Here is a 13415-nt window from a genome sequence, read left to right as displayed (position 1 = left end):
GTACATTGGTATCTGTGTACTGATCCAATGTTAAAGCGTGTAGTCGAAAAACTTACGGCTTTGTGGGCCTGCGCTATTGGTGTTGACCTTGTTGGGGTGTTTATATTCGCCCCAACTTGCCACGTTGCGGCCCACGTTAAGTTTAGGGAAACTCAGTGGCTCGCTTAAACCTAATGCGACATCGCTATTCTCCGCGTTTGCTTCCATTCCCAAAAATTGCAGTAACTGACTCAAGCTTCCTGCATGGCTAACATCAATTGAAATAAAGTCTTCCCGCCCACTAAAGTAAGCGAACACTTCTTGCTGATGCTTTTGATAACAAGCAATTAAGTGCTCACTGCTGGCAGGTTCCGCCACTTTATCTATGGCGAAAGTATGCCTAAAACTGCGCTTTAATATTGGATGGAAGCGGCCTGTTTTTTCATCCAAATGGGGCGACATTTTACCAAGTAACATCTGCATCGAAGGCAACCAAGTATTGATATCGCGGTCGAGATAGACAAACACAGCCTCGGGAAATAATAAATCCAACTGCTGATAATCGCTGAAACAAGGCGTGTCAGACACTGCATCGGCCAGCATAAATGCCTGTTTAGTAAAGGCCATGTGCGCCACTTTTAGCCCTTGCTCCAATAGCGCAACACTCACACTCGTGGTGCCCGTGCGTGGCAAACCTATGATAAAGACCTTCTGCTTTTTCACCTTTATCTGTTCGTCACTGAGCGCATTCGACTGGACTGGATGCATTGCATCTGGCGTAGCAATCTGTGAATTACCAGTAGGTTGAACATTGCCGATACGCTGTGCATTAGCAGTACATTGTACGTGAGTAGAGGTTGGTGAATTGTTGGCGTTATCAGGCATAGGTTAGGCTCAGAATGTGTGTCAGCGGTGCGGTAAAGCCGTAAGTTATCACCTCGGCGTTTCACATTGGCGTGTCAAATCAGCGGCGGTATTATATCTCAGCGCGAAGGCTTTGTCGGTGGCTATACATAAAAGTCACGCGTAGCGGCAATACACCACAGTAAAGGCGCCACAGTATTGTATGGCCGCTGTACGATAAAAATGGCTGACCGCAAGGCTTAGAAACGAGCTCCCGGATTACCAACAAGGCTCATTTCCCTGCATTGGATAGCCATGTTGGTATTGATGAGGCGATTATTAGTGCTATTCGACTCATAATGTGAGGCGAATATATTTGTTAATCGCCTCATTATGTGAGTAGAATAGGCTTGTTATTCGACTCATGGGGTAGATATGTGGATTTGGCAGCAAGCCGATTGGCCTAAGTTTCATTGGAACACCAGCAGCATTGATGCCTTGCTGCGTCAGGTCTATTTCAATCAGGGCCAGTTGCTTGGCAAGCAACTGCTAAGTCACGACGATAGCTTATTAACTTCAGACGCTGCACTCGACACTTTACTCGCTAATATTATCCATTCCAGTGCCATTGAAGGTGAAAAGCTCAATGCGGCTTCGGTGCGCTCATCCTTAGCTAAAAAACTCGGCGTGACTGAAGATAAACCGTATCCGACAACAGCGCAAACCGATGGTTTGGCTGACATTATGCTCGATGCCTTAAAAAATTTAGATACAGAGTTAACCCTTGAGCGGATATTAGGTTGGCATAAACAGTTATTTCCGCAGGGTTATATACTGTTTAACCCCGTTATTGGTGGAACACTACGTGGCGATACGCCTATGCAAGTTGTCTCAGGCCGCATTGATAAACCAACGGTACATTTTGAGGCACCCTCTAGAGCGGCATTGGATGCTGAACTCTCGCAGTTCATCGAATGGTTTAATGCTTCACGGCAAGCGCAGGTTTTAGATCCGCTTATCCGTGCGGCGATAACTCACCTTTGGTTTGTGACTCTGCATCCGCTTGATGATGGTAATGGGCGCATCACGCGTTTATTGACTGATTTAGCTTTGGCGCAAGCGGAGAAACGCTCGATTCGTTTTTACGCTATGTCGGTCAGTATTCTTGCCCGTCGCCAAGCTTACTATGACATTTTAGAGTCTACCCAAAGGGGCGATGTCGATATTACTCCTTGGTTAGTCTGGTTTTTTGAAACCCTCAATGATTGCTTACTCAATGCGATGGCAGATGTGGGCAGAACGCTGTCGAAAACGCAGTATTGGCAAAGTGTCGACCAATCTTTATTGAGTCAAGAGCAAGCCAAAGTACTCAATCGGATGTTAGATGGCGATTTTGAGTTAGGGATAAATAGTAGCCAGTATCAAAAGGTCGCTAAGGTGAGCCGCGCCACTGCTACTCGTCATCTTGCGCAAATGGTTGAACAGCGGTTTTTAGTTAAAGCCGACGCCGGCGGCCGAAGTACCAGATACTTATTGCCGAGCGGAAAATAGAGGCAAGTTTACCTTTGTGGTGGTGCTCAATGATCACTTGCCGAACATCTTTCCCGTGTGTAATGACGGCCTTTATCGTAAGTAATCGATTAGTTTAAAGCCTAGGCTGTATTAACGTACTATCGCAAAGGATAAAGCCATCACACAAATCGCAATTTGAATCAAATTGTTATGTGATATATTCGCTACAACTTTGATTGTTAGTCTTGGGGCATATCTGGCTATGGAACAGGTCGGGATTTACGAAAAGCTTATTACTCAACTCGTTGAGCAGCGCTTAGATAAGGACATATTTTTTATTGGAGAAAGGAAGCTAGAAGTTGCTGAGGCAAGTGTTTGGCTTTCACGTTTTCTTACTAAAGTAATTGAATATGTGATTAATTCAGTTCCCGCAGATGAAAACCAAGTTATCAATCAAATCAGTTTGGCTAATCGGTTAGTGATGTGGCTCAAAGAGCACATTAACGATGATGATTTTATTGATGAAAATCTCATCGATAGCCAAGGTAGGATACTTACTGCTCTCTTTAACAAGCAAAATCCTATTGCAACTGATTTACCTAAATATACGGCCGCCATATTTCCATTAACGGGGCTCACTCAGAGTGAGCTTTTTTGTGGTAGTAATGCGGGATTATCGCTTGAGAGTGAGCTTAAGCGTGAGATCCGCTCATCGGATAAAATCTATTGGCTGGTGTCATTTATCAAGTGGGCGGGGATTCGCATCTTCAAGCATGAACTTGAGGAGTTTACACGCAGTGGTAAAGAGTTACGCATCATCACTACATCGTATATGGGCGCGACTGATGCTAAAGCCGTCGAGTTTCTAGCCAGTTTACCCAATACCCAAGTTAAATTAAGTTACAACACTAAGGGTGAAAGGCTGCATGCAAAGTCCTATTTATTTCTACGAAATACGGGTTTTCATACCGGTTATATCGGTTCTTCAAATTTATCGCATTCAGCATTGACCAGCGGGCTTGAGTGGAACCTTAAGATCACAACCCAAGAAATTCCCCACATCATTGAGAAATCACTCAGTACATTTGAAACTTACTGGCAATCGAACGAATTTGAGCTTTTTAGCGGTGATGCGAGTAGTAAAGAAAAGTTAAACAATGCGTTGAAAGAAGCGAAAAGCAGTGGCACTGAATCGAGCTCATTTCATTTTGACATTAAGCCGTTTGCGCATCAGCGAGAAATCCTCGAACAGCTTGCAGTAGAGCGAAGCGTTCATGGCCGTTTTAAAAATCTCATCGTCGCGGCAACAGGCACGGGTAAGACTATTATTTCCGCATTCGATTTCGCGCGGTTTTATAAGCTGCATCCAGAAGCCAATTTTCTATTTGTTGCCCACAGGCAAGAAATTTTACAGCAAGCTCTCAGTGCTTATCGCGGTGTGTTAAAGAATAATCAATTTGGCGAGCTATGGGTGGCAGAGCATAAACCTAATAGTTACAAACATTTATTCGCATCTATCCAAAGCTTGAATCTGCAACTTGATACCCTGCCATTAGCTGCTGATTTTTATGATTATATTGTTATTGATGAAGTCCATCACGTTGCTGCGAATAGTTACCGTGGGCTATTAGCTCATTTTGAGCCGACGATTTTACTTGGGCTCACGGCAACCCCTGAACGGCATGATGGTGTCGATATTTTGGCTGACTTCTGCGGTGTCATTGCCGCTGAAATACGTTTACCAGAAGCCATTAATCAACGGCATTTATGTCCATTTCAATATTTTGCGATCGATGATGCGACAGATCTTCGCAAGTTAAATTGGAGCCGTGGTCGTTATGACGTCGCTGAGCTGAGCAATTTATACACTCACAATGAACAACGCGTGACGCGCATTATTCGCAGCCTAGCTGAAACCGTAACTGATATTGACAATATTAAGGCGTTAGCCTTTTGTATAACCAAGGAACACGCCGAGTATATGGCGAAGAAGTTCAATTTGGCGGGGATCAGCGCTGATGTGCTGACCAGTGATAATAGCTCTGAACGACAACAAAAGCGGCAGAGCTTGGTCAGTGGCAAATTATCCATTTTGTGTGTGGTGGATATTTTTAACGAAGGTGTCGACATTCCAGAAGTGGACACCTTGTTGTTTTTACGGCCAACGGAAAGCTTGACCATATTCCTGCAGCAACTTGGCCGTGGCTTGCGTCTCACCGATGATAAGCAGTGCTGCACAATATTAGATTTTGTCGGAAATTCACGCGATGAATATGATTTTTCACAGAAATTTAGAGCGTTAGTCGGTAAAACCAATCAGTCGATAAAAGATGAAATTCTGAATGACTTTCCGCATCTACCGCTAGGGTGTCGAATTGAGCTTGAGGAAAAAGCGCAGTCGATGATTTTGCGCAATATTAGCCGCGCAACGCTCAATGCCAATCGATTAACCAGTCTAATGGCAAACTTTAAATATCAAACTGACTTGCCGCTCACGCTAGGCAACTTCTTACGTCTTAATCCGCAAGTAACCTTGGAAGACATTTATCGCATCAGGATTAATGGCCAATGTGGATGGACCTTATTAGTCGAGGCTGTTCAGGGTAATCAAATTGCTGAACCTACTGCGCAGTCCGATTTAGCCAAAGCCTATTATCGCGCGATTAACTTTCACTTGCTCGGCTGTACTTCATTATCCTATTTAATCTTTATCAAACAGTTATGCCAAAATGATTTTGTCTTTAATGGGTTGGATCCTATTCAAAATCAGTTTGCTTTGATGTGTCATTACAACTTTTGGGATAAGTCAGGTACAGCTCTAAACGTTAACAGTTTAGCGGCTAGCTTGCTGATGCTACGTAATAAGCCGTTGCAGGAAGAGTTATTGGCAGTATTGGCGATACTGATTAACCGGATACACCATCAAGAAATGGATTTGGAATTAGCGCAGCCCAGCGCATTGAAAGTGCATTCTCGTTATACTCGTGAGCAAATTTTAGCGGCAATTGGTGCAAGTACATTTGTGGCTAAATCGCCCTCAAGGGAAGGTGTGCTTGCGATTAATGAGCAAAACCTCGAGTGTTTATTTGTGACGTTAAATAAATCAGAGAAGCAGTTTTCACCGACAACCATGTATCACGACTATGCCATTAGCGAGCATCTATTCCACTGGCAATCGCAAAATAGCGCACGGCCAGAACGAGGTAGGGGTCTTAGTTATATTGAGCAACAAAAGCTGGGGAAAACTGTGCTGTTGTTTGTTCGAGAGCAATCAAAAAATGAAAATGGCCGCACTATGGGATTCGTGAATTTTGGAAAAGTGCATTATGTCAGCCATAACGGTTCACAACCCATGAATGTCACATGGCGATTAGAACAACCAATCCCTGATGTAATGTGGCATGACGCGGCTAAACTGGCTGTGGGCTAAGTACTACTTCCCCAGTCTTTCTGCCAACTTCTCCATCAAAAACTCGATCAATACACTCACCTTAGTCGGCAAATATTTCCGCTGCGGATAAACCGCGTAGATGCCATGTTCGGGGAGGGGATGGTCTGTGAGCAAAGCTTGTAGGCGGCCTGCTTGTAAGTCGGCGTCGACCATGAAGCGGGGCAGGTTGGCTATGCCTAGACCATCGAGTGTGGCTTGGTGGATAGCATCACTATTGTTGACTTGGTAGTTACCGTTTGGCTGGATGCGCGTAGTGCCCTGCGGGCTTAAGAAGGTCCATTCAACACCATCACGAAAATATGAGTAGAACAAACAGTTATGTTGGCTGAGTTGCTGCGGCGTTTGTGGCGCAGCGTGGCGAGCAAGATACTCGGGTGAGGCGCATATGACACTTAAACAAGGGGTGATTTTACGGGCAATAAGGCTTGAATCTGGTAGATCACCGATACGAATCGCCAGATCAAATCCGCCAGCAATTAAATCGGTTGTCTTATCATCCATCTGCATTTGCAGCTGTATTTTCGGGTAAAGGCGCAGAAACTCGGGGATCAAAGGGGCGATATGCAAGCGACCAAATACCATAGGGACGGCGATGCGTAAATTGCCCTGAGGCGCTTGTTGTAGCTCAGAAATGGCGTCTAACCCTTCCTCTGCGAGTTTAACGGCAGGACGAACATAGTCAAAATAGCGGGCGCCCGCTTCGGTAAGACTTAAGCTGCGAGTGGTACGGTGCAAAAGTTGAATACCCAGACTTTGTTCTAATAGGGTAATGCGTTTACTCACAGCCGATTTACTTAGTCCAAGCTTTTGACTGGCCAGCGAAAAGCTACCGCATTCCACTACAGTGACAAAGATAGGTAGTGCTGAAAAGTGCTCCATGGTGTCCTTAGATTATCGCGTTCCCCTGCCATTATTGTTGATGATACCTCAACAGTCAGTTTTTATTATCGTGGTTATCATCGCCCTTGATGCAAGGTAGACTAATGCACTTGCTGATTGCGGGTGTCGACTGTGAAGCCTAGTTATTTTCACTCTCATCGCTCATGTTTATCGCTTATCTTGATTACTGCTAGGTAGTTAGCCACAGTGTTGCCGCAATCGCCGATGTACCATTCTCTATGCCACTGAACGGCATAGGATGGGTCTTAGCTATTTTGTCAGAAAGAGAGTTCCTATGTCCTTGCCTTACCAATGGATTTTGTTCGATGCCGATGAAACCCTATTTTATTTCGATGCCTTAAAAGGGCTTAAATTGATGTTTAGTGAGTTTGGGGTCGATTTTACCCAAGCCGATTTTGATGAGTATCAGTTAGTTAACAAACCACTTTGGGTCGATTATCAAGATGGCAAGATAACTGCTGCTGAGTTGCAGACCATACGTTTCGAGCCTTGGGCAGCCAAATTATCTGTCACGGCGATGACGCTTAATAGTGCCTTTTTATCGGCAATGGCCGAAATTTGTTCGCCGCTACCCGGTGCCCGCGAGTTATTAGCCGCGCTCCAAGGTAAGGCAAAATTAGGCATCATCACTAACGGTTTCACTGAGCTACAAACCGTGCGATTAGAGCGTACAGGCTTACAGCATCATTTTGATATTTTAGTGATTTCAGAAAAAGTCGGCATAGCCAAACCTGATGTGGGCATCTTCGAACATGCCTTCGAACTCATGGGTCATCCTGAGCGCGATGCTGTGCTCATGGTCGGTGATAACCCGCATTCAGATATCCAAGGCGGTATCAACGCAGGTATTCATACTTGTTGGTATAACGTCCACGGCCACGATGTACCCGCCGGTATCGCCCCACACTATCAAGTGAGCTCGCACCAAGAGCTGCAAAAAATCCTGTTACCGTAAATAATTGTTCACTGAGCCTAGCTCAGCACTTCGCACTCGATATTTTTGGCTAAGAGTGAGTGCTTTAACTGATATTTCCTCAGTGCCATAAAATACAAACAGCCCTTACATTAAGGGCTTTTTGGTATCTAAAACGCGTTAACTATCATTACTCAACGTTTTGGAACTGAATGTTGGTTTCTTATTGTTGCTATATAAATCAATGTGTTGAATTTAATTTCTTTATTTTTAAGTGATATTAGTCACCACTTTAGTCCCACTTTGTTAAGTGTGAAGTGGTTAGTTGTGTCGGTTCTGCATTTCAATTAAATTCAGCACTCCTTGGCAATGACTCCCCCATTTCTTTTGTCTTTTATGGTCAGGCTACCCGCCATAGCGGGTTGAACTATATTTAACGCCTATAGCGTGTGAATGTGTTTTTTAACGGCTTAAGCGTGTAAACCTTGATTTACCTGCTTTAGCGTGTACAGTAAGAGTTAAGAACAGTTTAAAGGTAAAGCTATCATGAAGGTGACCAACGCAAAACAGTTGAGTACGTATCTAAAAGATGCGCGACTGAACGCACAGCTCTCGCAAAGCAAGGTGGCTAGCAAGGTAGGTATTCGCCAGGATACCGTTTCAAGCTTTGAGTTGAACCCGGATTCGACCAAATTAGAAACGCTGTTTAAGATCCTTTCTGCATTAAACCTAGAGCTAGATATAAAGGTTCGGAATCCACAGCTGGTGGATGAGCGCCGCCATGATAACGCCACCGTGCCTGAGCAAGAATGGAAGGAGGAGTGGTAATGGCAGTGCTTGATGTTTATATGAATGGCTACCTTGTGGGTGAATTGACCAAATCATCCACAGGCTCTCATCAGTTTGCGTATGCCCAGCAGTGGCTAGCGATACCCGGTAGTCGCCCAATTTCTTTGTCTATGCCGCTACGCAAGCAAGCCTATAAAGGTGATGAAGTTTATAACTTCTTCGATAATTTGCTACCTGATAATCTCGAAGTGAGAAACAGGGTCGTTGCTCGTCATAATGCTGATTCGACACAAGCGTTTGACTTACTCGCTAAAATTGGTCAAGACAGTGTGGGTGCATTACAGCTTGTCCCCCATGGTCAGCCCCCCTTTGATACCAAAAAGATTGAGTCTAAACCGCTATCCGATAAGCAGTTGGAAAATGTACTCAAGGGTTATCAGTCCAATATCCCCTTAGGCATGCTAGCCGATGACGATGACTTTAGGATTTCTATTGCCGGTGCCCAAGAAAAGACGGCATTACTTAAACTCAATGGAGAGTGGCGATTACCTATCAAATCGACACCCACTACCCATATCATTAAGCTACCTATAGGTGAAATAAACAGCCACTCTCACAGTATAGATATGTCTGACAGCGTCGAGAATGAATACCTGTGCATGATGATAGTCAGAGAGTTTGGCTTAGATGCACCCCGGTGCTCAATAATCAAAGTGGGTGATATTAAAGCGCTTGCTGTGGAGCGATTCGATCGCAGGCTCTCTTCAGATGGCACATGGATTATGCGGCTGCCCCAAGAGGACTTTTGTCAGACATTAAATATTCCACCAGCGAAGAAATATGAGAGCCATGGTGGCCCGGGTATTGAACAAATTATGCCTTATCTATTGGGTTCGATGAACTCGGAGCGCGACAGATATAACTTCATCAAGTCTCAGGTTTTGTTTTGGCTTTTAGCCGCAACCGATGGTCATGCTAAAAACTTCTCACTCTTCATTGAGGTCGATGGCGGATATCGACTAACGCCTTTTTACGATATTTTATCCATGTACCCTGTTATTGGTGGTAAAGGCTTAAATATTCGTGATGCCAAGCTCGCTATGGGCCTCAAGGCGGCTAAGGGTAAGAAGTATCAAATCAATCAAATTTTTCCACGGCACTTTATCCAAACTGCTAAAGCTGTGGGCTTTGATACTGGGATTATGATGGAGATGATGCGCGACATTGCTGACAAGGTAGAGGCTGTGGTTGTTAAGGTTAAAGCGCAGCTGCCAGATGATTTTCCACCACACATACAGGATTCAATATTGAACGGTTTAACTGACAGAATTAAGCGCATAGCTTAGAAACGGTAATGGTTAGGTGACATTAATCGTATTGAGTCAAGCTGTTTCAATTTTTACTCTAGTTTTAAATCAGTTGTATGTGTCGATTAATTGCTGCTTTGTAAACATGTTTGCAATACATGTCGATTGAATCGACATCAGCCACAACTTAATTATGCTAATTTTCTGTACCCATTTTCATCTTGTTGAGGCAAACACAGTGGCTTGGACTAGGTGTTAAATTAATACACGACACCATATAAGTTGGATGCACAGGTATGGCATGTATCGCTATTAAACATGTGGCCAATATTCTTCATTTTTTGCAATGTATGGATTTTCTTCACTGATTGATACTGTTTGAGCTCTTCAGGTGTTAAAAATCGTTTTTTCAGTCACCAACTCGATGAGTGGCGTATTCGCACATAGATCTACAGAGTCCAATAAGCCAAAAGGTTTGAATCTCGGGACATGCGGTCAACCATAGCAAAAAAGTGACTCGACATTGTTAGGGATGACTAAACCAATAAAACGGTAAGTCCATTCAGGATTGCCGATAAAGTGGATGGCATTTTGCTCTAAAAGCGATTCAATCGTAGGTATGGTATTTAGTTCCATTACAAATCCTTGTGTATTAATGCACTGCATAGCGTCCGATTTTGAGCATTTCAAAAGCACTTTTAACAGGTTTTTTCTCAGTGCCATAAAATACAAAAAGCCCTTAAATTAAGGGCTTTTTGGTATCTAAAACGCGTTAACTATCATTACTCAACGTTTTGGATCTGCTCGCGCATTTGCTCGATGAGCACTTTAAGTTCAACTGCGGCTGAGGTGATTTCAGTGCTGATGGATTTAGAGGCGAGTGTGTTCGATTCGCGGTTGAATTCTTGCATCATAAAATCTAAACGGCGACCTTCGCTGCCGCCTTTTTTGAGGATGCGGCGAGCTTCGGCCACATGGGCTTCGAGTCTGTCCATTTCTTCGGCGACATCTTGTTTCTGAGCCAGAAGCACCATTTCTTGCTCGATGCGGGCTGGGTCGAGTTCACCTTTGATTTCTGCAAGGCGGTTGGTGAGCTTTTCGCGTTGATACAGCATCACCGTTGGCATGTGCTCGCGTACGACCGCGATTTGCTCGCTGACTCCGTCTAAGCGGCTTAACAGCATGTCTTTGATGGCTTCGCCTTCACGGCCACGGGCTTCGATGAATTGATCTATGGCTGAGTCGAAGGCTGTCATCAGATCGGCGCCGATGGCATCCATATCTTGTTCACCGCTCGCTAGCACGCCCGGCCAGCGCAGGATGTCGGTCAGATTGACATCGCCTTGTCCCGCTTCTTGCTTGAGCCAAGTGGCGGCGCCTAATAGCTGTTTTGCTAGCGCTTGATTCAACTGTAGCTCGTTATTGCTGTTATCTGCCAATTCGTAACGCAAATTGACTTCCACTTTGCCGCGGCTTAAACGTTTACGAAGGCGGTCGCGCAGTACGGGTTCGAAGCTGCGGAATTGCTCGGGTAAACGTAGGTAAGTTTCGAGATAACGTTGATTGACTGAGCGAATTTCCCAGGAGGCAGTGCCCCATTGTGCTTTGTGCTCGATGCGAGCGTAGGCTGTCATGCTTTGGATCATGGGTTGTCCTAATGGTGTAATCGTCATAATGAGAGGCGATTATAGAGTCAATGGCTTTAGGATTAAAGGCATACCGCCAATAGCGACCGGGATTAGGTGTTTGAGTGTGATGAGTTTGCCAGAGAATCACCCTAAGCATGGCATCCTAAGGCTCAAGCCCTTATAATATGCAGCCAAAATCGGTCAATGACTCAGAATACAGGAATCTCGCATGCGTCCAAGTAACAGAACGCCAGCACAAACTCGTCCCATCACTATCACTCGCCAGTTTACGGCCCATGCCGAAGGTTCTGTGTTAGTGGAATTTGGCGAAACCAAAGTGCTTTGTACCGCCAGTTTTACTGAAGGTGTGCCACGTTTCCTTAAAGGTCAGGGTCAAGGCTGGGTGACGGCGGAATACGGCATGTTGCCACGTTCGACCCATAGCCGTATGGATCGTGAAGCCGCTCGCGGTAAGCAATCTGGCCGTACGCAAGAAATTCAACGTCTTATCGGTCGTGCCCTACGCGCCTGTGTGGATATGAAAGCCCTAGGCGAAAACACTATCGTGATCGACTGTGATGTGATCCAAGCTGACGGTGGCACACGCACTGCCTCTATCACTGGCGCCTGTGTGGCCTTAGTGGATGCGTTGAACTGGGCGCGTGGTAAAGGCATCATTAAATCTAACCCGCTGAAATTCCTTATCGCTGCTGTCAGCGTAGGTATTTACAAGGGTGAAGCGATAAGCGATCTAGAATATATCGAAGACAGCGCCGCTGAAACTGACATGAACGTCGTGATGACAGAAACGGGTAAGATCATCGAAATTCAAGGCACCGCCGAAGGCGAGCCATTCAGCCACGAAGAATTACTCGAACTGTTGGCATTGGCGAAGAACAGCATTCGTGAAATCGTCGATGTGCAGAAAGCCGCACTGAACTAATATTGTGGTGATGAAAAAGCCCCGTCATGTTATAGAGTGCGGGGCTTTTTATTAACTGCAACTTTTTATTTGCAGCAAGATGCTAGTGTTAGACAAGCCCTGTACCGAATTAAATGTTACCCAATAAAACATTACCTAATAAAAACCAATAAAATACAAAGTCGTAAGGAGATATTGTGAAAGCTTATCAACGTGAGTTTATTGAATTTGCCCTAGAACGTCAGGTGTTGCGATTTGGCGAATTTACCCTTAAATCGGGCCGTATCAGTCCTTATTTCTTCAATGCGGGTTTGTTCAATACTGGCCGTGATTTAGCGCGTCTGGGCCGTTTTTATGCCGCTGCGTTAGTGGACTCTGGCATTGATTACGACTTGCTGTTTGGCCCTGCTTACAAAGGTATTCCGATTGCTACGACTACGGCCGTTGCCCTGTGTGAGCATCACGATATTGACATTCCTTACTGCTTTAATCGCAAAGAGAAAAAAGATCACGGTGAAGGTGGCAGCTTAGTCGGTAGCGAGCTGAAAGGCCGCGTGATGCTCGTCGATGACGTGATCACTGCGGGTACTGCGATTCGTGAGTCGATGGAAATCATCGAAGCCCATAAGGCACAATTAGCGGGTGTGTTGATTGCTTTAGACAGGCAAGAGAAAGGCAAGGGTGAGTTATCGGCCATCCAAGAAGTTGAGCGTGATTTTGGCTGCGGAATAGTAGCAATTATTAAACTCGCCGACCTAATCAGTTATTTGTCTGAAAAACCAGGGATGGAAGTGCAACTTGCCGCCGTGAGCCAGTACCGCGAGCAATACGGGATTTAAGTCTAGTGTTTGGCAGCTTGTATTGAGCAAGCGGCTATCGCAGGCTTGGTGAAATCAGTTAATCAGCCAGCATTGATCTTAGCTAACCTGAACTCGGGATAAGAAATGTTGAACTAATAGCCCTCCAAGTGATCGGATCTTTCGACCAAGAGAAACCCCATCACACCGGAGGGCCTATGCATAAATTAGTGGAAGTGTTTTGCGATGTCGATGATTTTTGCGCTGTTTTCATTCCAGAATGGGAAAAAACGCTGTTAACCGATGGTACACGCAAGCGTCAACGCCCTGGCCGTATGACGATGAGCGAAGTGATGACCATCATCATACTTTTT

11 protein-coding genes and 1 pseudogene are annotated in these 13415 nt (G+C 45.0%); 8 read left to right on the top strand and 4 right to left on the bottom strand.

Annotated elements, in window-relative coordinates:
- Window positions 1-30 precede the first annotated feature (30 nt).
- Window positions 31-864, bottom strand: coding sequence for a sulfotransferase (locus L5M18_RS12595; RefSeq protein ID WP_263197155.1), 834 nt, complete (start codon window positions 862-864; stop codon window positions 31-33).
- Window positions 865-1257: 393 nt separating this feature from the next.
- Between L5M18_RS12595 and L5M18_RS12590 the strand changes: the two genes are divergently transcribed.
- On the top strand, window positions 1258-2373 hold the full coding sequence (locus L5M18_RS12590) for a Fic family protein (RefSeq protein ID WP_263197153.1): 1116 nt from the start codon (window positions 1258-1260) through the stop codon (window positions 2371-2373).
- Between the two features lie 223 nt (window positions 2374-2596).
- The gene (locus tag L5M18_RS12585) at window positions 2597-5764 is read left to right on the top strand and encodes a DUF3427 domain-containing protein (RefSeq protein WP_263197151.1); all 3168 of its coding nucleotides are present in this window, start codon (window positions 2597-2599) and stop codon (window positions 5762-5764) included.
- Between the two features lie 3 nt (window positions 5765-5767).
- On the opposite strand, the gene L5M18_RS12580 is transcribed toward L5M18_RS12585, so the two are convergent.
- Entirely contained in the window at window positions 5768-6664 is an 897-nt protein-coding gene (locus tag L5M18_RS12580; RefSeq protein ID WP_263197149.1) for a LysR family transcriptional regulator, read from the bottom strand.
- A 295-nt stretch (window positions 6665-6959) separates the two neighbouring features.
- Between L5M18_RS12580 and yjjG the strand changes: the two genes are divergently transcribed.
- The 3 genes from yjjG to L5M18_RS12565 all read left to right on the top strand — a co-directional run bounded on the left by yjjG (window position 6960) and on the right by L5M18_RS12565 (window position 9733).
- The gene (gene yjjG / locus L5M18_RS12575) at window positions 6960-7640 is read left to right on the top strand and encodes a pyrimidine 5'-nucleotidase (protein WP_131523988.1); all 681 of its coding nucleotides are present in this window, start codon (window positions 6960-6962) and stop codon (window positions 7638-7640) included.
- Window positions 7641-8144: 504 nt separating this feature from the next.
- Window positions 8145-8426, top strand: a complete 282-nt coding sequence (locus L5M18_RS12570; protein ID WP_006079858.1) for a helix-turn-helix domain-containing protein — start codon at window positions 8145-8147, stop codon at window positions 8424-8426.
- Window positions 8426-9733 carry a type II toxin-antitoxin system HipA family toxin gene (locus L5M18_RS12565; RefSeq protein WP_263197147.1) on the top strand — a complete coding sequence of 436 codons (1308 nt, stop codon included), beginning with the start codon at window positions 8426-8428 and terminating at the stop codon, window positions 9731-9733. The genes L5M18_RS12570 and L5M18_RS12565 overlap by 1 nt, the downstream gene beginning before the upstream one ends.
- Window positions 9734-10189: 456 nt before the next feature.
- Here L5M18_RS12565 and L5M18_RS12560 read toward each other — a convergent pair whose 3' ends face one another.
- Window positions 10190-10330 carry a hypothetical protein gene (locus L5M18_RS12560; protein WP_258547664.1) on the bottom strand — a complete coding sequence of 47 codons (141 nt, stop codon included), beginning with the start codon at window positions 10328-10330 and terminating at the stop codon, window positions 10190-10192.
- Between the two features lie 146 nt (window positions 10331-10476).
- Window positions 10477-11340 (bottom strand): YicC/YloC family endoribonuclease, encoded by an 864-nt coding sequence (locus tag L5M18_RS12555; protein WP_006086670.1) that lies wholly within the window; start codon window positions 11338-11340, stop codon window positions 10477-10479.
- A 211-nt stretch (window positions 11341-11551) separates the two neighbouring features.
- Here L5M18_RS12555 and rph point away from each other — a divergent pair, with 211 nt between their 5' ends.
- The 3 genes and pseudogenes from rph to L5M18_RS12540 form a co-directional block, all read left to right on the top strand.
- The gene (gene rph / locus L5M18_RS12550) at window positions 11552-12265 is read left to right on the top strand and encodes a ribonuclease PH (RefSeq protein WP_006079862.1); all 714 of its coding nucleotides are present in this window, start codon (window positions 11552-11554) and stop codon (window positions 12263-12265) included.
- A 176-nt stretch (window positions 12266-12441) separates the two neighbouring features.
- The gene (gene pyrE, locus L5M18_RS12545; protein WP_006079863.1) at window positions 12442-13083 is read left to right on the top strand and encodes an orotate phosphoribosyltransferase; all 642 of its coding nucleotides are present in this window, start codon (window positions 12442-12444) and stop codon (window positions 13081-13083) included.
- A gap of 176 nt (window positions 13084-13259) precedes the next feature.
- Window positions 13260-13415: pseudogene (locus L5M18_RS12540) on the top strand (IS982 family transposase); the annotation flags it as partial.

Source organism: Shewanella sp. SM20 (assembly GCF_025654545.1).
Lineage (GTDB): Bacteria > Pseudomonadota > Gammaproteobacteria > Enterobacterales > Shewanellaceae > Shewanella > Shewanella oncorhynchi.
Note: the sequence above shows the minus strand (reverse complement) of the source record. Positions and strands in the feature narration are given on the sequence as shown.